The sequence below is a fragment of the Nocardioides sp. genome, assembly GCF_025965415.1.
Lineage (GTDB): Bacteria > Actinomycetota > Actinomycetes > Propionibacteriales > Nocardioidaceae > Nocardioides.
The window spans coordinates 1-17702 of record NZ_JAOPWY010000067.1 but is presented as its reverse complement, the minus strand read 5'-3'; the positions used below and the strand labels follow the sequence as shown (position 1 = coordinate 17702).

Genomic DNA, 17702 nt, shown 5'->3' with positions numbered 1-17702 from the left:
CTGTCGGCGGCGGGCGGGCGGTGCCCGGCACCGGTGTCACGACCTCGCCGTGACACCTGTCATCTGCACGCGCTCCGCCCCGCACCTGCCCCGCACCTGACCCGAACCCCGGGCAACTGCACCGAACGCGCACTCCCGCCCCCACTGGTGGGGGCGGGAGTGCGAGGAACGACCCGTTACCGCGATCGAGCGCCGGCTCCGGGGTGCGACGGATCAGGACGGATCAGAAGGACGCCTCGTCGAGGTCCATCAGGTCGAGGTCGATCGACTCGGCGATGGCGCGCTCGGCGCTGACCTTCGGCAGGTTGGTCTGGGCGAAGAACTGCGCGGCCGCGACCTTGCCGGCGTAGAACGTCTGGTCCTTCTCCGACACCTCGCCGGCGAGCTTGCCCAGGGCCACGTCGGCCTGGCGGAGCAGCAGCCAGGCGCAGACGACGTCGCCGAGCACCATCAGCAGGCGGGAGGTGTTGAGCCCCACCTTGTAGATGTTGCGCAGCTCGTCGGCCGACGACATCAGGTCGTTGATCATGTGACCGACGATGGCGTTGGCGTCCTCGAGCGCGGTGGCGAGCAGGGCCCGCTCGTTCTTGAGGCGACCGTTGCCGGCCTCGGAGGCGACGAAGCCCTCGATCTCCTTCGCCAGGTGGCCCAGCGCCCTGCCCTGGTCCTTGACGATCTTGCGGAAGAAGAAGTCCTGGCCCTGGATCGCGGTCGTGCCCTCGTAGAGGGTGTCGATCTTGGCGTCGCGGACGTACTGCTCGATCGGGTACTCCTGCAGGAAGCCGGAGCCGCCGAAGGTCTGCAGCGACTCGGTGCCCAGGAGCACCCAGGAGCGCTCGGAGCCGTAGCCCTTGACGATCGGCAGGAGCAGGTCGTTGACGGCCGCGGCCAGGCGCGCCTCGTCGGTGTCCGTGGTGCCCTCGTGCTCGGCGACCATCACCTGGTCCTGCCAGGTGGCGGTGTAGAGCACCAGCGCGCGCATCGCCTCGGCGAAGGACTTCTGCGTCATCAGCGACCGGCGTACGTCGGGGTGGTGGGTGATCGTCACGCGAGGCGCCGTCTTGTCGGCGGCCTGGGTGAGGTCGGCGCCCTGGACCCGCTCCTTGGCGTAGTCGAGGGCGTTGAGGTAGCCGGTCGACAGGGTGGCGATGGCCTTCGTGCCGACCATCATCCGGGCGTTCTCGATGACCTGGAACATCTGCGCGATGCCGTCGTGGACCTCGCCGAGGAGCCAGCCCTTGGCCGGCTCGCCGCCGCCGACCTGCGGGTCGCCGAAGGTGACCTCGCAGGTGTTGGAGACCTTGATGCCCATCTTGTGCTCGACGTTGGTGACGTAGACGCCATTGCGCTCGCCGGTCAGCTCGCCGGTCTCGAGGTCGAAGTGCTGTTCGGGCATCCAGAAGAGCGACAGGCCCTTGGTGCCCGGGCCGCCCGCGCCCTCGACGCCCTCGGGGCGCGCGAGCACGAGGTGCATGATGTTCTCGCTCATGTCGTGGGTCGCGCTGGTGATGAAGCGCTTGACCCCCGTGATGTTCCACGAGCCGTCGTCGTTGGCGACGGCCTTGGCGCGGCCGGCACCCACGTCGGAGCCGGCGTCGGGCTCGGTGAGGACCATGGTGCAGCCCCACTGGCGGTCGACCATGTACTGGGCGACCTGCTTGTCGCGGTCGTTGCCGTTGCGGTGCACCACGTTGGCGAACGCGGGACCCGCGGCGTACATCCAGACCGGCGCGTTGGCGCCGAGCACCATCTCGCCGATCGCCCAGATCAGCGAGGAGGGCGCGGGCGTGCCGCCCATCTCCTCGAAGACCTGCAGGCGCCAGAACTCGGAGTCCATCCAGGCCTGGTAGGAGGCCTTGAAGGCCGGGCTCACCGGGGCCGTGTGGGTCGCGGGATCGAAGACCGGCGGGTTGCGGTCGCTCTCCTCGTAGGACGACGCGAGGTCCTCGCGGGAGAGGCGCTCGACCTCGCGCAGGATCTCGCGCGCGCTCTCGCCGTCGATCTCGCCGAAGGGACCGGTGCCGAGCACCTCGTCCCGCCCGAGCACCTCGAAGAGGTTGAACTCGATGTCGCGGAGGTTGGTCTTGTAGTGGCTCACGGCTTCCACCTGTTCCGTTGCGGGTCTGGGGCGAGTGCGTGGGCTACTCGCCAGTAACAAATGATGCCTCGCGACCGCGCCTCGCGCAACACGAACTCCGGATGTCGCCGGTCACAGACGCATGCCGGACTCGCCGGGCGGGCTGACGGATTTGTCTATCACCGCGAGTATGTCTAGTCTTTCACCCGACAAACCACAGTCGCGCGACCTTGTACGTGACCTAGCCTGAAAGGAGCCTGCGCATGCGCAAGCTCATCGTTCTCGGTGTCGTGGGCCTCATCGCCCAGCTCATCGACGGATCCCTGGGCATGGCCTACGGCGTGACGTCCTCGACCCTCCTGCTGGCGGTCGGCGTGGCACCGGCCGCCGCCTCGGCCGCGGTGCACTTCTCCGAGATCGGCACCTCGCTGGTCTCCGGCTTCTCGCACCACAAGCTCGGCAACGTCGACTGGCGCACCGTCTCGATCCTGGCGCTGCCCGGCTTCGTCGGCGCCTTCATCGGCGCCACCCTGCTCTCCAACCTGGACGCCGCGGTCGCCAAGCCCGTCGTCGCGGTGATCCTGCTGAGCCTCGGCGTCTACGTGGTCTACCGCTTCCTGCGCCTCGGCGGCGCCCGCCCCACCTTCAAGGCCCGCCCCTCGGCCGGCTTCCTCGCCCCGATGGGCCTGGTCGCCGGCTGCCTCGACGCCGTCGGTGGCGGCGGCTGGGGCCCGGTCGGCACCACGTCGCTGCTCTCCAGCGGCCGGCTCGAGCCCCGCAAGGTCGTCGGCTCGATCGACACCTCCGAGTTCGTGGTCGCCGTCGGCGGCTCGCTCGGCTTCCTCTTCGGCCTCGGTGCCGCCAACATCAACTGGGGCTACGCCGGCGCACTGCTCGCCGGTGGTGTGGTCGCCGCCCCGATCGCCGCGTGGCTGGTCAAGCACCTCGCCGCCCGCGTCCTCGGCGTGGCCGCCGGTGGCCTGATCATCCTGACCAACTCCAAGACCCTGCTCGAGGCCGTCGGGGTCCCGGGGATCGGCGTGGCCGCCATCGCCGCGGTGGTCTTCGTCCTGTGGGTCACCGGCATCGTCTGGGCCGTCAAGCAGGAGCGCCTCTCCCGCGCCGTCGTCGACGAGCGCGAGCTCGAGCCGGCCTCCGCCTGACCCACGACGCTCCGGCCCGACGTCGTACGCCGTCCCTCCCGCACCGCGCGGGGGTGGCGGCGTACGTGCTCGTGGGCGGCACGTGGCCCATGCACCACTGACTCTGCCGACATATCTGACAAACTGCACTCATGCGCGTATCCGCCAAAGCCGACTATGCCCTGCGGGCCCTGATCGAGATCGCGGTGCGCACCGATGGCACGGCCGTGAGCGCCGAGCAGCTCGGCAAGGCCCAGGGCATCCCCCACGGCTTCCTCCAGGCCATCCTCGCCGACCTCCGTCGTGCCGACATCGTGGTCTCGCAGCGGGGCCAGTCCGGTGGGTGGCGCTTCGCGCGCAGGCCGGAGACGGTCACCGTCGCCGACGTGATCCGCGCCGTGGACGGCCCCCTGGTGTCGGTCTACGGCCTGCGCCCCGAGTCGGTCGAGTACGACGACTCGGCGCAGGTCCTCCAGCACGTGTGGATCGCCGCGCGGAGCTCCCTGCGGCTGGTGTTCGAGCAGGTCACCATCCAGGACCTCGCCGACGGCAAGCTGCCGAAGGGCGTCGCCGCCCTCACCGAGGACGAGGACGCCTGGCAGCCCCACTGACCGCGCGAGCGGAGCGAGTCTTCACGCTCAGGCGGCCAGCCTGCGGTTGACCAGCTTGCGACGCCTGCCGATCTTCGCGAGCCGCTTGTCGAGGCGCGCCTCCTCCTCCATCAGCGCGATGCGCGCGACCTGTGCCGCGAGCTGCGCGTCGGGGAGCTGCGAGGGGAGCACGTGCGTACGGCCGTCCTTGACCAATGACAGCCACGCAGCCGGCGGGTGGACGTCGAAGCCGCTCGTGACGACCAGCACGACCTTGAAGCCGGCGAGCTGGTCGAGCGCGAGCGCCGCCTGCTCCGGCGTCGCGTCGAAGAACGCCGGGACGCTGACGAAGCAGTCCGCCTTGGCCTTGTGCGCCCGTCGGCACACCTTCGCCCAGGCACCCTCGACCTGCGCGCGCTTGAGGCCGGCGGCCTTGTGGGTGCGGCGGATCTCGATGCCGGCGCGGGCCCACGTGTCGGCGTCGGTGTCCGGGACGGCGACCCGGCCGAGCGCCAGGGCCTCGGTCATCGCCGAGACGTCCACCGGGTCGGGACCGATGTGAAGGAGGAACAGTCTCTTGGCCATGGCGCCAGCCTCGCCGCGGCCGGCGTCGGGCACGTGAAATCAGGGCGACCTCTTCCCGAATCCTTACCCCGGACGTTGTGACGCCGAGGGTGGTTGAGTGCGTCTCAGCAGGTGCGGCGACGTCGTGTGGGCTTCGACCAGGTTCGACTAGGTCGGGTCGACCGTGACCGCGCGCAGCCAGCTGATGAGCGGGCGCAGGGCCTTCCAGTCCTCGCGGACCCGGTCGAGGAGACCGGCGTCGATGGCGTCGGACTCGAAGCCGTAGGACTTGTTGGCGATGAGCTGCTTGCAGCGCAGCAGGTGGATCCGTGGGTGGTCGGCGTCGTAGCCCCGCGGCGAGGTCTTGAGCCGGTCGCCGCCGATCTCGAAGCCGTCCTTCTCGAGCCGCTTGAGCAGCCGCTCGAGCGCCTTGCCGGACTTCTCCTCGGCCATCGCCTCGCGGATCGCCGACAGGCGCGGGCCGTCGGCGTCGTAGAACCCACCCCCGACGCGGGTGCCGCGTGCGGAGATCTCGACGTACCACCCGGTCGACGGCCCGGCGCCGACGTACGCGCCCTGGTGGGTCTTGTAGGGCGTCTTGTCCTTGGCGAAGCGCACGTCGCGGTAGGGACGGAACACCTTGGCCGGGCCGAACTCCGGCTCCAGGGCGGCCACGAGCGCCTTCATGGGCGCCTCGACCGACTCCTTCCAGACGGGCTTGTGGGCCTCCCAGAAGGACTTCGTGTTGTCCATCTCGAGGTCGTCGTAGAAGTCGAGGGCGGCGACGGGGAATCCGGTGAAGCTCACGTCAGCCGACGTTAGCCGACACCAGCTCGTCGCCCTGCTCCCCGAAGGAGGAGAGCGTGAGCACGCCGCCGCCGCAGGCGGGTTCGCCGAGGAAGGCGTTGCCCGCCGACGCGGACTCGTAGGCCACCTCGAGGGTGTGGTCCGGGGTCCAGCGCAGGAGGCGGGCCGGCTCGTCGTCCGCCTGCGGGTCGCGGACGAAGAAGACCGAGTCGCCGCAGGGGACTGCGGTGCCGGTGGTGCCGGGCCCGAGGTCGAAGTAGGTGCCGTCCGCGGAGGCGTAGAAGTGCGCCTCCTCCTGGCGCCGCGGCTTGCGCACGTCGGACCAGACCGCGCCGTCGGCCGTGGCAGCGACGTCCCATGCCGTGCAGGGGGCCGGCCCCTCGATCGGCTGCGGCACGCCACTACCGTCGAGGAGGTTGACCGTGCGGCAGGCGACCGGGCGCGCGTCGTCGAAGGTCATGATGCCGACACCGTGCTCGCCGGCGGTGAGGCCGGAGAAGCCCGAGCGAGCCGGCGCGCACCAGCCGTCCTCGCCGTTGCTGTCGGCGAGGGCGCTGGTGGCCAGGCAGTAGGCACGGTCGTCGCCGTACGTCGGGTAGTAGAGGTCGCCGCCGGTGAGGGCCCACGAGCCGCCGCTGGCGGCGGGCGGTCCGGCGAGCTTCCCCTGCTCGCCCGTCGCGAGGTCGACCACCGCGACCTCGCTGGGTGCGGTCTCCGCCTTGTCCTGCCTGACGACCACCGCCCAGTCGGTGCTCATCAGGACCTCGGACAGGATGCGGCCTCCGCCGGCCGCGATGCTCACGCTGTCGCCGTCCCGGGCCAGGTCGACCGTCGTGTTGCCCTCGTCGCCGAGGGCCTCCCACTCGGGACCCTTGACGTAGCGGGTGCCGGCCTCGACGCCGGTGTCGGCCCACTCGAGCAGGGCGGGCGTGGGCTCGACGACCGCGGGCGCGTCGATGGTGCCGCCGGCATGCGCCTCGCTCGCCGGCTCGCTGGTCGGATCGTCGGTCGGCGTGCTGGCGCTTCTCGACGGCTCGTCGGTGCCGGGTGCGGGGGCCGGGTCGTCGGTCCCGCAGCCGGCCAGCGTGACCAGCAGCGCCAGCGCGATCGTCGTACGGATCCTCACCTCAGACCCCGAGGTTGTGCTGGAAGTGCTCGAGGTTGGCGCGGTAGGACTTGTAGGCGTTGCGCCACTGGACGCGGTCGATGGCCGGCTCGCTCGGGTCGAAGCGCGACTGGTCCCACGGCTCGAAGTAGCCGATCTTGCGGTTGCCGTCGGGGTCCTGGTCGAAGCCGCGGCCGACCTGGAAGTGACCGGAGGCGTCGTCGTCGAGGTAGGGGTAGAACTGCTTGACCAGCACCGGGTGGAGGACGACGGGCGCCTGGTAGTCGTGGATGTGGCGCATCATCAGGCGGTACCACTGCTTGAAGGTGAAGTCGCTGACGTCCAGCACGACGTAGGGGCCGGCGTGCGCCTTGTCGTCGTAGTCCGTCTTGTTGTTCACGACCCGGACCATGTCGGTGATCGCGGTGCCGGCGGAGGTGGTGCCGAGGCGGCGCGCCCAGTAGGACTGGTTCTGGCGCTTGCCGGACGCTGACCACCCGATGGCCTGCATGGTCGCCGGCCCGCACCACCAGGTCTGGTTCTGCGCCTGGGCGACCTTGCTGGTGAGGATCTTGGACCGGGTCGGGTACGACCCTCCGAGGCCGCCGCGGGCATCGGCACCCGTGACCTCCGGGTGGCGCTCGACGAAGTCGGCGGGCAGCTCGACGCCCTGGATCTCGTGGCGCAGCATCCAGACCTTGCCGACCGACTGGGCGGCGAGGGTGAGCTCCGCGCGCTCGGCCTCGGTGCGGGCGACGGAGCTGCGGCTGCTGGCGCGGGCCAGGAGCCCGTCGGCGTCGAGGTCCCCGGTGCTCTCGGTGCGCCGCGAGGTCGGGCGGGTCTCGAGCCGGGCGGTGAGGGCCTCGCGGGACTGGTTGGTCCAGCCGAAGCCGAGGCAGTAGCGCTGGCCGTCGAAGGTCGCGCACCGGACCGCGGCGCGCGCGAGCGCCGTACGTCCCTGGGCGCGGTCGAGGCTCGCGCCCTCGGCCAGCACGCGGTCGATCTCGGCCTGCATCGCTGGTGTCACCCGGCCCCGGCCGGTGGCGCTGCCGGGGGCCTGCGTCTGGCCGGCCGACGGGGCGATCGCGCCCCGGTCGTCCTGGCCGTCGGGCAGGAGCGGGACCGCGCCGAGCGTGAGCGCGAGGGCCGCGGCGGCGATGCTGGCGGGGTGGCGCCACAGCGGGCGGGACGGGTCCTCGCCCGCGATGCGGTGGGCGAGGAGGCGGGGGATGCGGGGAAGAGCAGGCATGGGGAAGGACCTTCGAGCCGAGAGCAACTGGCGTCCCACTGTCCTCTGTGGCCCCAGAAGGCGCAAGTTCCCCAGTGGCACCACCCGCCGGTGACCCCCAACGGAGATAGTCCGCATCAATTGACTCCTCGACCTGGCCGAGCGAGGAGCTCTTTGATGCGGACTATCGGGGGAACCTGGAGCGGATGACGAGATTCGAACTCGCGACATCGACCTTGGGAAGGTCGCGCTCTACCAGCTGAGCTACATCCGCAGTGCCGTCCTGCAACGGCGGCCCGAATGCTACCTGACGCGCGACAGACCGGGTCGCTTCGGGGAGACGGTGTCACCCGAGGAGCGTCCCGTGATCCGGCGGTGCACCCACGGCACGAGGAACTCGCGGGTCCACCGGGCGTTGGCGGCCCACTGCTCGCGGCGGGCGAGCGGCGCCAGCGGCGGCACCGTGACCGGCTCCAGCGCGTGCTCGACGCCGATCGCCTCGAGGACGGCGTGGGCCATGTGGGTGTGGCCGTGGCTGTTGAGGTGCATCCGGTCGGTGTCCATGACGCCGGCGATCTCGATGTCGCGCATCCGCCACATGTCGACGACGGTCGCGTCGTGGCGGTCGGCGATCTCGCGGACCCACTCGTTGAAGATCGCCATCCGGCCGCGCACCGGGCCGTAGATCCCCTTGCCGCCCGGGTCGAAGATCGTGAACATCACGACCTTCGCGCCAGTGGCCGACAGGCGCGCGATGGCGTCGTCGTACGTCTGTGCGAGGGCGTCGAGGTCGACGCGGGGACGGAGTACGTCGTTGCCGCCGCCGTGGATCGTGACGAGGTCCGGCTCGAGCGCGACGGCGGCGCCGACCTGCTCGGCGACGATGGGGGCGAGCTTGCGGCCCCGGATGGCGAGGTTGGCGTAGCCGAAGTCGTCGGTCTGCTGGGCGAGCACGTCGGCGACGCGGTCGGCCCAGCCGCGCAGGCCGTTGGGGCGCGCGGGGTCGGGGTCGCCGACGCCCTCGGTGAAGGAGTCGCCCAGGGCGACGTAACGGTGGAAGGTCACCGATCCATTGTGGCGACCCCCGCCACAGGGCAGAAACTGAGGCTAGGTTGCTGCCGTGCTGCTCTCTGATCGCGACATCGCCCACGAGATCGACCTCGGCCGGATCGCCCTCGACCCGTGGGATCCGCAGATGATGCAGCCCTCGAGCATCGACGTCCGCCTCGACCGGTTCTTCCGGGTCTTCGAGAACCATCGCTACCCCCACATCGACCCGGCGGCCGACCAGTCCGAGCTGACCCGCGAGGTGGAGCCCGAGGGCGACGAGCCGTTCATCCTGCACCCCGGGGAGTTCGTGCTGGGGTCGACCTACGAGGCCGTCACGCTGCCCGACGACGTCGCCGCGCGCGTCGAGGGCAAGTCGTCGCTGGGGCGCCTCGGCCTGCTGACGCACGCCACCGCCGGCTTCGTCGACCCCGGCTTCTCCGGGCACGTCACCCTCGAGCTGGCCAACGTCGCCACCTTGCCGATCAAGCTCTACCCCGGGATGAAGATCGGCCAGTTCTGCTTCTTCCGGCTCTCCTCGCCGAGCGAGCACCCCTACGGCTCCGACACGTACGGCTCCCGCTATCAGGGCCAGCGCGGCCCCACCCCGAGCCGCTCGTTCCAGAACTTCCACCGCACGTCGATCTGAGGCGTCGCAGGTCCCACATCGCGGATCGATGCAGCGGCGCGGTGTCGAAAACCGAACAAGTGTGGTTAGGCTGTCCTAAGTTAGGCAACCCTCACCACTGGTCAACGGAGTTCTGATGACGCGAACCATCGCCGCGCCCCTGGCCGCGGCCGCCCTCCTGGTCGCCGCCCTCACCGGCTGCAGCACCGGATCCACCAGCGCCACCGACTCGGCCGCCGAGCCGACGGCGACCACCACGGCCGACGCGGACGCCTTCCCCGTGACGATCGAGCACGCCCTCGGCGAGACCACCATCGAGTCCGAGCCCACCCGCGTGGCCACGCTCGGCTGGACGGACCACGACAACGCGATCGCGCTCGGGGTCGTCCCGGTCGGCGCCACCAAGATCACGTGGGGCGGCAACGAGGCCGGCTCGACCGACTGGTTCGACGCCGCCGTCGAGGAGGCCGGCGCCGAGGCGCCCGTGAGGTACGACGACGCGGACGGCGCGCCCATCGACGAGGTCGCCGAGCTCGCCCCCGACCTGATCCTGGCGACCAACTCCGGGATCACCGAGGCGGAGTACGCCAAGCTCTCCAAGATCGCACCCGTCGTCGCCTACCCGGAGGCGCCGTGGACCACCGACTGGCAGACCTCGCTGGCGATGATCGGCGAGGCCCTGGGTCGTACGACGCTCGCCGAGGAGGTCGCGGCAGACACCGAGGCCACGATCGAGCAGGCCAAGGCCGACAACCCGGAGCTCCAGGGGGCCGAGCTGATCTACGGCTACCTCGCTGCGACGGACCTCTCCACCATCGGCATGTACGCCCCGGAGGACCCGCGGGTCTCCATCCTGCGCGACTTCGGCATGGTCGACGCCCCGGCGGTCGCCGACGCGATCAAGCCGGGCGAGTTCTACGGCACGGTCTCGGCCGAGAAGGCCGCCGAGCTCGACTCGGACGTCTTCCTCACGTGGGTCGACTCGGCCGACAGCGTGGCGACGATCGAGGGCGACAAGCTCGTGGGCAAGATCCCGGCGGTCGCCGACGGCCACTGGTACGCCGAGACGGACAAGCAGAACGCCATGGCGTCGACCAACCCGACACCCCTGTCGATCCCGGTCATCATCAGCGACTTCCTCCCGCACGTCGTGAAGGCCATCGAAGGCGCATGAGCGCCCTCGCCCAGACGCGGGTGGAGGTCGGGGGTCGCCCGGGGGGAGGCCCGCGGCCTCGGCTCGCACTGCCGGTCAGCGCTGCGATTGCGGTTGCGGTGCTGGCCGGCGCCGCCGTCCTCTCCGTGCTCGTCGGCGCCCGCCCGGTGTCGCCGAGCGCGGTGTGGGACGCGGGACATCCGATGCGCGCGATCGTGGAGGCGCGCTTCGAGCGCACGGTGCTCGGCTTCGCCGTCGGCGCGGCGCTCGCCCTCGCGGGGGCCCTGATGCAGGGCCTGACCCGCAACCCGCTCGCCGATCCCGGCATCCTCGGCGTCAACGCGGGCGCGACCTTCGCGATGGTCGTCGGGATGACGACCTTCGGCCTCACCGGCATGGGCCAGTTCCTGCCGGTGGCCTTCGTGGGCGCGGCCGCCGCGGCCCTCGTCGTCCACGCTCTCGCCTCCCTCGGTCGCGACGGCGCGACGCCGATGAAGCTCGCCATCACCGGTGCGGCACTGAGTGCCGGCCTCGCGAGCTGGACCACCGGCCTGCTGCTGGCCGACCGCAAGACCATGGAGTCCTTCCGCTTCTGGCAGGTCGGCACGATCGGGGGCCGCGGCTTCGACGTCCTCCTCGCCGGGCTGCCGTTCCTCGTCGTCGGGGCGCTCCTCGCGCTGGCCGGAGCGCGGCTGCTCAACACCCTGGCGCTGGGCGAGGACCTGGCCCGCGGACTGGGTCGTCGTACGACGCGTGACCGGCTCGTCGTCGCCCTCGCCATCGTGCTGCTCGCCGGGACGGCGACCGCCCTCGCCGGCCCGATCGCCTTCGTCGGGCTCGTCGTGCCCCACGTCGTCCGCGGCCTCGTCGGACCCGACCACGCGCGGGTGCTGCCGTTCTCGATGCTCGGCGGCGCGGCGCTGGTCGTCGTCGCCGACACCGTCGGGCGCATCGTCCTGCCGCCCTCGGAGGTGCAGGTCGGGATCATGGCCGCCGTCATCGGGGTGCCCGTCTTCCTCGCCCTGATCCGCCGCACGGGGAGGGCGCTGTGACGCAGCTCCTCGACCGTCCCGCGGCCACCGACCGGCGGCTCGTGGCCGCCGCCGACGTCGTACGCCGTGCCCGTCGCGCGCCGGTGCGGCACCACCGCCGGCTGCTGGCGGGCCTCGTCCTCGCCGTGGTCGGAGCCTTCGCGGCCCGCGTGCTGCTGGGCGACTACACGGTCACCGTGCCCGACTTCGTCCGCATCCTCGGCGGCGAGCAGATCCCCGGGGCGACCTACATCGTCCTGGAGTCCAAGCTGCCGCGGGCGGTGCTCGGCGTGCTCGTCGGCCTGTCCTTCGGCATCGGCGGGGCGATCTTCCAGACCACGCTGCGCAACCCGCTCGCCAGCCCGGACATCGTCGGGGTGAGCCTCGGGGCGAGCGCGGCGGCGGTGTCGGCGATCGCGCTGGCCGGCTGGACCGGCTGGCCGGTCTCGGTGGCCGCGATCCTGGGCGCCCTCGGCGTCGCGCTGACGGTCCGCGCCGTCGCCGGCGACCACGGGGGCTTCCGCCTGGTGCTGGCCGGCATCGGCCTGGCTGCCGCCATGCAGTCGGTCATCCAGTACGTCTTCACCCGCGTCGACGAGTGGGACGTCCAGCTGGTGCTGCGCTGGCTCACCGGCAGCGTCAACGGAGTCGCCTGGTCGACCATCGGCCTCCTGGCGCTGGCCCTGGGGGTCCTGCTGCCGGCCACCGCGTGGGCCGCCCGCTCGCTGGAGGCCACCGAGCTCGGGGACGACACGGCTGCCGGCCTGGGTGTGGGGCGTGGCCGGACCGAGCTGCTGATGCTGCTCGCCGTCCTCCTCGTCGCCGTCGGGGTCGCCGCCGCCGGACCCGTGGCGTTCGTCGCCTTCCTGTCGGGACCCATCGCCCGCGCCCTCAACGGCGGTCGTACGACATTGCCGGCGGCCGGCCTCGTCGGCGCGGTGATCGTGCTGGTCGGCGACTACGCCGGGGCCTACGCCTTCACCGACCTCAACCTGCCCGTCGGCGTCGTCACCGGCGCCTTCGGCGCACCGTTCTTGCTCTGGCTGCTCGCCCGCGGCCGCACCGGAAGGAGGGCGGCATGACCGCCACCACGACCGATCCCGCGACCGCGCGGCTGGAGGCCAGCGACCTCACGCTCGGCTACGCCGACACCGCCGTCGTGCACGACCTCGACCTGCGGATCCCGCCCGGCCGGATCACCGTCATCGTCGGTGCCAACGCCTGCGGCAAGTCCACCTTGCTGCGCGGCCTGGCCCGGCTGCTCAAGCCCCGCTCGGGGTCGGTGCTGCTCGACGGGGAGGCGATCCACCGCCTGCCGACCAAGCGCGTCGCCCGCACGCTGGGCCTGCTCCCGCAGAACCCGATCACTCCTGAAGGAGTGACCGTCGCCGACCTGGTCGGCCGCGGCCGTCACCCGCACCACGGCGCGTTCGGGCGGTGGACGAGCGCGGACGAGGCGGCGGTCGCGGAGGCGCTCACGCTCACCGACACCCTCGAGCTCGCCGACCGGGTGGTCGACGAGCTGTCCGGTGGCCAGCGCCAGCGGGTGTGGATCGCGATGGCGCTCGCCCAGGGGACCGACCTGCTCCTGCTCGACGAGCCGACGACGTACCTCGACGTCAGCCACCAGGTCGAGATGCTCGACCTGCTCGCCGACCTCAACGTGAGTCGTGGCACCACCATCGTGATGGTCCTGCACGACCTCAACCTCTCCGCGAGGTACGCCGACCACCTCGTCGCGCTGCACACCGGCCGCATCGTGGCCGAGGGCACGCCGCGGGAGGTGGTGACCGAGGACGTCGTCCGGACCGTCTTCGGCCTCGACAACCGCGTGATCGACGACCCGGTCTCGCACACCCCGCTCGTGATCCCCGTGGGCCGTCACGGGTGCCGACCGGCTCCCACCCCTCCCGAGGAGAACCGATGACCGTGACGTCGTCCGCCCTGCCCATGCTGCTCGCCGACGTCGAGGTGGTCTCCGTACGCCGGCTCGGCCCGACCTTCGTCCGCGTCGAGCTGGGCGGCCCCGCCCTGGCCGACTTCGGCGTGGACGGGCCGCGCTGGGACCAGCGCATCAAGCTGGTCCTCCCCGACCCCGTGACCGGCGGCATGACCTCGACCGAGGGGGCCGACGAGACGTGGCTGGCCACCTGGCTCGACCGTCCCGCGGCCGAGCGCGGCCACATGCGGACCTACACGATCCGCGACGTCCGCGGATCGGGCGAGCAGACGACCTTCGTGGTCGACATGGTGCTGCACCTCGAGGGTGACCTGGTCGGACCGGGCTCGACGTGGGCGGCGCAGGCGGCCCCGGGTGATCGCATCGTGGTCCTGGCGCCGCGCCGCGGGTTCCCCTACGGCGGCATCGAGTTCACGCCTGCGCCCGGCGCCGACCTGCTGCTGGTCGGCGACGAGACCGCCGTCCCAGCCGTCTGCACCGTGCTCGAGCAGCTGCCCGACGACGCCCGGGGGACCGTCTTCCTCGAGGTGCCGACGGCGGGCGACGTGCAGGAGGTCCGCCGACCGGCGGGGGTCGACGTCGTCTGGCTGGCCCGCGAGGGCGAGGAGCTGGGCGTGGGCCTGCACGACGCCGTGGTCGCGCACCTGGGCATCCCGGGAGCGCGGGTCGAGGTGGCGCCCGACGAGGTGGACCCCGACCTGTGGGAGACGCCGTACTACTCCTCCTCGGGCGAGGAGGTCGCGGGCAAGACGGGCGGCACGGAAGGCACCTACGCCTGGATCGCGGGGGAGTCGAAGGTGGTCACCGGCCTGCGCCGGCACCTCGTCAAGGAGCTCGGCTTCGACCGGAGCCGGGTGGCCTTCATGGGCTACTGGCGCCGCGGCGTGGCGATGAGGTCCTGACCGGAGTCCTGGCCGCGGCGCCTCGTGCGGTGGTGCTTCAGCGGCGCTTGGGCGCGCGGGGGGAGTAGCGCACGCGCTCGGCGATGCGGTGGCGTGCGATGAGCTCGATGTCGGTGAACGAGTCGTGCATGGCTGTGCTCCTTCCTGTGAGTGTCGTGTGGGGGATTCAGGCCTGGTGGAGGGTGACGTCGCCGGAGGCCGTGGTGGCACGGACCTCGAGGAACGGCTGGTCGGGCTCGGGCTCGCCCGTGGTGGGCAGGGTGGAGGCGAGACGGCCGCTCGCGGTGCGGACGTCGGTCCACACCGGTGTGCCGGGGCGTACGCCGACGCGCACGTCGCCACTCGCGGTCTTGGCGGTGATCCGCCCGGAGGCTGCCTCACCGACGACCAGGTCGCCCGAGCCGGTGGTGAAGACCACCTCGCCGGCCAGCAGACCCACCTGGGCGTCGCCCGAGCCGGTCTTGATGGCCAGCTCGCCGGCTGCGGCCTCGACGCGTACGTCGCCGCTGCCGGTGGTGACGAGGAGGTCCGAGTCGGCCCGGGTGACGCGGATGTCGCCGGAGCCGGACTTGATCCGGGCGTCGCCGGCCAGGTGCTCGGCGGCCACGTCCCCGGAGCCCGACTGCACGACGGTCGACCCGTCGACCACGTCGAGCGACACGTCGCCGGACCCGCAGTCGATCCGGGTGTCGTCGAAGCGGCCGTGGGTGACCACGTCGCTGCTGCCGACCTTGGCCGACAGGGCGCTGGTGACCGGCACCTCGACGACGATGTCGGCGCGGGAATCCTTGCCGAAGAAGCCACCCGAGCCCTTGGGGGCGAGGATCGCGATCCGGTCGCCCAGGTCGCGGACGTCGTACTCCTCGGCGCGCTCGCCGGTGATGCGGACGGTCGTCTCGGTGGTGCTGGTGGCGGTGACGTCGACGAGGCCACGGCCGTTCTCGACGTAGAGCTCGATCGGCTCCGGGGTCTGGAAGGTCCTGTCCAGCTGGTTGCTCATGATGTCTCCGGTTCGGGTTCGGGGTGTGCTCGTCCGACGGGCCGGCGGGTGCCGGTCCGCTGTGTCGCGGTGGGGAACGGGCCGCGTCAGGCCCGGTGGATCAGAGCCAGCCGGTCATCCGGCGGTTGCCCTGCTTCCGGTTGGCGGCGAAGGGGTCGTAGCCCACGAAGGGGACGCTGCTGAGGTCGATGTCGACGTTGATGGAGTGCTCGCTGGTGGCGTTGCGGACGACGCCGACCATCCAGGTGTTGAGGCTCTGCCCGGCCGCGGCCGCCTTCTCCTCGGCCCGGGCCTTGACGGCCTCCGGGATCCGGAGGGTGATGCGGGCGAGGTCGCCGTCCTCCTCCTCGGGGACGGGCGGCGCCGGCGGCGGGGGCGGAGCAGGCATCTCCGACGGCGGGGCGATCTCGACCACGAAGTCGAGCTCGCGACCCACCAGCCGGACGTCCACGCTGCCCTCGGGCAGCTCCGCGGTGATCTCGGCGGCGGCGTGGGAGATGGCCTCCATCAGCGCCAGCCGGGCGCTGGGGTCGAGGGCGTACGTCAGCCGCTCGGCCGCCTGCTTGAGCTCGTCGCTGCCGGCCTCCGCCGCCGCGAGCAGGTCGCGACGGAGGGTGTCGACGTAGGGGGTGATGTCCATGTGCACCATGCTGACATCACAGTGATGTCATGTCAACACCTTCGTGACATCAAATGATGTCACGGTGCCGCCGGTATGACGTCAACCGCCGTCCCGCCCCCGATAGTCCGCTGCAGAATGCTGGTCCCGAGCGTGTGCTGAGAGCTTTCTGCAGCGGACTATCCCGGGGTCGGGAGTCAGAGGTCGAAGAGGGAACCCGTCCCGCTGATGTCGACGTCCGTACGCGGGGTGTGGGCCGGCGTGCTCGTCCCCGCCGGCTTCTCGGCCTCGGTCGTCGGCTCGTCGTCCGGTACGTCGTCCGGCTCTGGCTCCGGCTCGTCCTCTGGCTCGGCCTGGGTCGTGGGCTCCTCATCCGGTACGTCGTCCGGCTTTGCCTCTGCCTCTGCCTCCGGCGCCGGCTCTTCCTCCCGCGCCTCGGGCTCGGCCGTCGTCGGGGCCGAGTCGTCGGGGTCGGCGAAGATCGCCGCCTGGCTCAGGTCCGCACCACTCGGCGGAGCGCTCGGCGCCGATGCCGCCGCGGGCTCCTCGGCGGGCGGTGCGTCAGCCACCTTCTCGTCGGTCGGTTCGGTGGCTGGATCACCGCTCGGCTCGGGCTCGGGCTCCGGCTCCGGCTCTGCCGCGGCGGGCGCCGGTGTGCTGGTCGTCCCGACCTCCGGAGCGGTGATGTCGAACAGCGAGCCGAGGCTGCTGAGGTCGACGTCGGTGGCCGGGGTGGACGTCGTACCGCTGGGGGGCGGTGTGTCAGCCACCTTCTCCTCGGTCGGTTCGGTGGCTGGGCCACCGCTGGTGACGGACGCTGCCTCGGGCTCCGGCGTGGCCTCGGGCTCGTCGTCGGCGTCGAGCACCGTCTCCGGGTCGTCGGCAGGCGCCGACGGCTCCTCGGCGGGGGGTGCCTCGGGAGTGCTCGCGGGGGCAGCGGCTGCGGGCGCCGGCTCGGTGGCCGGGGCCTCGAGGTCGAACAGCGAGCCGAGGCTCGACAGGTCGGTGCCGGTGGTCGGCGTCGAGGTCGTCCCGCTGGCGACGGGCGCGGGCTCCGGCTCTGCCGCCGCGGGCTCCTCGATGGCGGGTTCGGCAGCAGCGTCCTCGACCTCCGCCTCGGGCTCGGGCGCCGGCTCGGCCTTCGGGGCCGCGGGCTCGGCGGCCTTCGGCGTGGTCGGCTCCGGGGCCGCGATGTCGAAGAGCGACCCGCCGCCACCGAGGTCGGCGGCGGGCGGTGCGGCGGCCACCTTCTCGTCGGTCGACTCCGTGGTCGACTCCGTGGCCTGGTCACCGCCGACGGCGGGCTCGGCCGCGGCAGGAGTCTCGGTCGCGGGCTCCGGGGCCGGCGGCGTACCGAGGTCGAAGAGCGACCCGCCGCTGCCCAGGTCGGTCGTGGCCTTCGAGGCGGGGGCCGCCTCGGCGGCGGGCGCTGCCTCCGCAGCCTTCGCGACGGGCTCGGCCTCGGCGGCGGGCGCTGCCTCCGCGGCCTCGGAAGCGGGCGCGGCCTCGGCCGGCTCGGGCGCGGGGGTGTCGAAGAGCGACGTCCCGCCCGACGCCTTGGCGGCGGGACCCGCGTCGGCGGTCTCGGTGACCGTGTCCTCGGTGACGGTGACGTCACCGGCCTCCGGCTCGTCCTTGGTGGCCACGTCCGTGTCGGTCGTGGCCGCGGCGGCCGCGGGTGCGGCGACGGCCGACGACCGGGGTGCGGCCTTGGTGGCCTGCTCGCCCTTCACCGACGCGAGCAGCATCTGCGCGACGTCGAGGACCTCGACCTCCTCGCGGGCCTCGCCCGCGGCCTGCTGGGCGGTCAGGCCGTCGGAGAGCATGACGCGGCAGAAGGGGCAGCCCA

16 protein-coding genes, 1 tRNA gene and 1 pseudogene are annotated in these 17702 nt (G+C 72.2%); 8 read left to right on the top strand and 10 right to left on the bottom strand.

Annotation, left to right across the window (positions count from 1 at the left end; all coding sequences use genetic code 11):
* Positions 1-223: 223 nt before the first annotated feature.
* A complete protein-coding gene (locus tag JWN97_RS07415; protein ID WP_297620747.1) occupies positions 224-2098 on the bottom strand; it encodes an acyl-CoA dehydrogenase in 1875 nt (624 codons plus the stop codon).
* Between the two features lie 242 nt (positions 2099-2340).
* Here JWN97_RS07415 and JWN97_RS07410 point away from each other — a divergent pair, with 242 nt between their 5' ends.
* On the top strand, positions 2341-3240 hold the full coding sequence (locus tag JWN97_RS07410) for a sulfite exporter TauE/SafE family protein (RefSeq protein ID WP_297620744.1): 900 nt from the start codon (positions 2341-2343) through the stop codon (positions 3238-3240).
* 131 nt (positions 3241-3371) lie between these two features.
* Entirely contained in the window at positions 3372-3830 is a 459-nt protein-coding gene (locus JWN97_RS07405) for an Rrf2 family transcriptional regulator (protein WP_297620742.1), read from the top strand.
* A gap of 27 nt (positions 3831-3857) precedes the next feature.
* On the opposite strand, the gene JWN97_RS07400 is transcribed toward JWN97_RS07405, so the two are convergent.
* The 6 genes from JWN97_RS07400 to JWN97_RS07375 all read right to left on the bottom strand — a co-directional run bounded on the left by JWN97_RS07400 (position 3858) and on the right by JWN97_RS07375 (position 8578).
* Positions 3858-4394: a hypothetical protein gene (locus tag JWN97_RS07400; protein ID WP_297620739.1), complete on the bottom strand. Its 537-nt coding sequence runs from the start codon at positions 4392-4394 to the stop codon at positions 3858-3860.
* Between the two features lie 147 nt (positions 4395-4541).
* The gene (locus tag JWN97_RS07395) at positions 4542-5180 is read right to left on the bottom strand and encodes a DUF2461 domain-containing protein (protein ID WP_297620737.1); all 639 of its coding nucleotides are present in this window, start codon (positions 5178-5180) and stop codon (positions 4542-4544) included.
* Position 5181: 1 nt separating this feature from the next.
* A complete protein-coding gene (locus JWN97_RS07390; protein WP_297620734.1) occupies positions 5182-6306 on the bottom strand; it encodes a hypothetical protein in 1125 nt (374 codons plus the stop codon).
* A gap of 1 nt (position 6307) precedes the next feature.
* Positions 6308-7534 (bottom strand): hypothetical protein, encoded by a 1227-nt coding sequence (locus JWN97_RS07385; protein ID WP_297620731.1) that lies wholly within the window; start codon positions 7532-7534, stop codon positions 6308-6310.
* Positions 7535-7711: 177 nt separating this feature from the next.
* Positions 7712-7787 (bottom strand) — tRNA-Gly (locus JWN97_RS07380).
* A 29-nt stretch (positions 7788-7816) separates the two neighbouring features.
* Positions 7817-8578, bottom strand: coding sequence for an SGNH/GDSL hydrolase family protein (locus JWN97_RS07375; RefSeq protein WP_297620728.1), 762 nt, complete (start codon positions 8576-8578; stop codon positions 7817-7819).
* A 55-nt stretch (positions 8579-8633) separates the two neighbouring features.
* Between JWN97_RS07375 and dcd the strand changes: the two genes are divergently transcribed.
* The 6 genes from dcd (at position 8634) to JWN97_RS07345 (ending at position 14234) form a co-directional block, all read left to right on the top strand.
* Positions 8634-9209 carry a dCTP deaminase gene (gene dcd, locus JWN97_RS07370; RefSeq protein WP_297620725.1) on the top strand — a complete coding sequence of 192 codons (576 nt, stop codon included), beginning with the start codon at positions 8634-8636 and terminating at the stop codon, positions 9207-9209.
* A 115-nt stretch (positions 9210-9324) separates the two neighbouring features.
* Positions 9325-10362, top strand: coding sequence for an iron-siderophore ABC transporter substrate-binding protein (locus JWN97_RS07365; RefSeq protein ID WP_297620722.1), 1038 nt, complete (start codon positions 9325-9327; stop codon positions 10360-10362).
* Positions 10359-11393, top strand: coding sequence for an iron ABC transporter permease (locus JWN97_RS07360; RefSeq protein WP_297620719.1), 1035 nt, complete (start codon positions 10359-10361; stop codon positions 11391-11393). The genes JWN97_RS07365 and JWN97_RS07360 overlap by 4 nt, the downstream gene beginning before the upstream one ends.
* On the top strand, positions 11390-12454 hold the full coding sequence (locus tag JWN97_RS07355) for an iron ABC transporter permease (protein WP_297620716.1): 1065 nt from the start codon (positions 11390-11392) through the stop codon (positions 12452-12454). The genes JWN97_RS07360 and JWN97_RS07355 overlap by 4 nt, the downstream gene beginning before the upstream one ends.
* On the top strand, positions 12451-13299 hold the full coding sequence (locus JWN97_RS07350) for an ABC transporter ATP-binding protein (protein WP_297620691.1): 849 nt from the start codon (positions 12451-12453) through the stop codon (positions 13297-13299). The genes JWN97_RS07355 and JWN97_RS07350 overlap by 4 nt, the downstream gene beginning before the upstream one ends.
* Positions 13296-14234 (top strand): siderophore-interacting protein, encoded by a 939-nt coding sequence (locus JWN97_RS07345; protein WP_297620688.1) that lies wholly within the window; start codon positions 13296-13298, stop codon positions 14232-14234. The genes JWN97_RS07350 and JWN97_RS07345 overlap by 4 nt, the downstream gene beginning before the upstream one ends.
* A gap of 166 nt (positions 14235-14400) precedes the next feature.
* Here JWN97_RS07345 and JWN97_RS07340 read toward each other — a convergent pair whose 3' ends face one another.
* The 3 genes and pseudogenes from JWN97_RS07340 to JWN97_RS07330 all read right to left on the bottom strand — a co-directional run.
* Positions 14401-15234, bottom strand: coding sequence for a DUF4097 family beta strand repeat-containing protein (locus JWN97_RS07340; protein ID WP_297620685.1), 834 nt, complete (start codon positions 15232-15234; stop codon positions 14401-14403).
* A 100-nt stretch (positions 15235-15334) separates the two neighbouring features.
* On the bottom strand, positions 15335-15874 hold the full coding sequence (locus tag JWN97_RS07335) for a toxin-antitoxin system HicB family antitoxin (protein WP_297620682.1): 540 nt from the start codon (positions 15872-15874) through the stop codon (positions 15335-15337).
* Between the two features lie 176 nt (positions 15875-16050).
* Positions 16051-17702 (bottom strand): annotated as a pseudogene (locus JWN97_RS07330) (hypothetical protein); the annotation flags it as partial.

Bases quoted from the DNA above. Each gene is read 5' to 3' on its own strand.
- JWN97_RS07410 (WP_297620744.1), top strand. From the start codon at position 2,341: ATGCGCAAGCTCATCGTTCTCGGTGTCGTGGGCCTCATCGCCCAGCTC.
- JWN97_RS07405 (WP_297620742.1), top strand. From the start codon at position 3,372: ATGCGCGTATCCGCCAAAGCCGACTATGCCCTGCGGGCCCTGATCGAG.
- JWN97_RS07400 (WP_297620739.1), bottom strand. From the start codon at position 4,394: ATGGCCAAGAGACTGTTCCTCCTTCACATCGGTCCCGACCCGGTGGAC.
- JWN97_RS07385 (WP_297620731.1), bottom strand. From the start codon at position 7,534: ATGCCTGCTCTTCCCCGCATCCCCCGCCTCCTCGCCCACCGCATCGCG.
- JWN97_RS07365 (WP_297620722.1), top strand. From the start codon at position 9,325: ATGACGCGAACCATCGCCGCGCCCCTGGCCGCGGCCGCCCTCCTGGTC.
- JWN97_RS07360 (WP_297620719.1), top strand. From the start codon at position 10,359: ATGAGCGCCCTCGCCCAGACGCGGGTGGAGGTCGGGGGTCGCCCGGGG.
- JWN97_RS07350 (WP_297620691.1), top strand. From the start codon at position 12,451: ATGACCGCCACCACGACCGATCCCGCGACCGCGCGGCTGGAGGCCAGC.
- JWN97_RS07345 (WP_297620688.1), top strand. From the start codon at position 13,296: ATGACCGTGACGTCGTCCGCCCTGCCCATGCTGCTCGCCGACGTCGAG.
- JWN97_RS07340 (WP_297620685.1), bottom strand. From the start codon at position 15,234: ATGAGCAACCAGCTGGACAGGACCTTCCAGACCCCGGAGCCGATCGAG.
- JWN97_RS07335 (WP_297620682.1), bottom strand. From the start codon at position 15,874: ATGGACATCACCCCCTACGTCGACACCCTCCGTCGCGACCTGCTCGCG.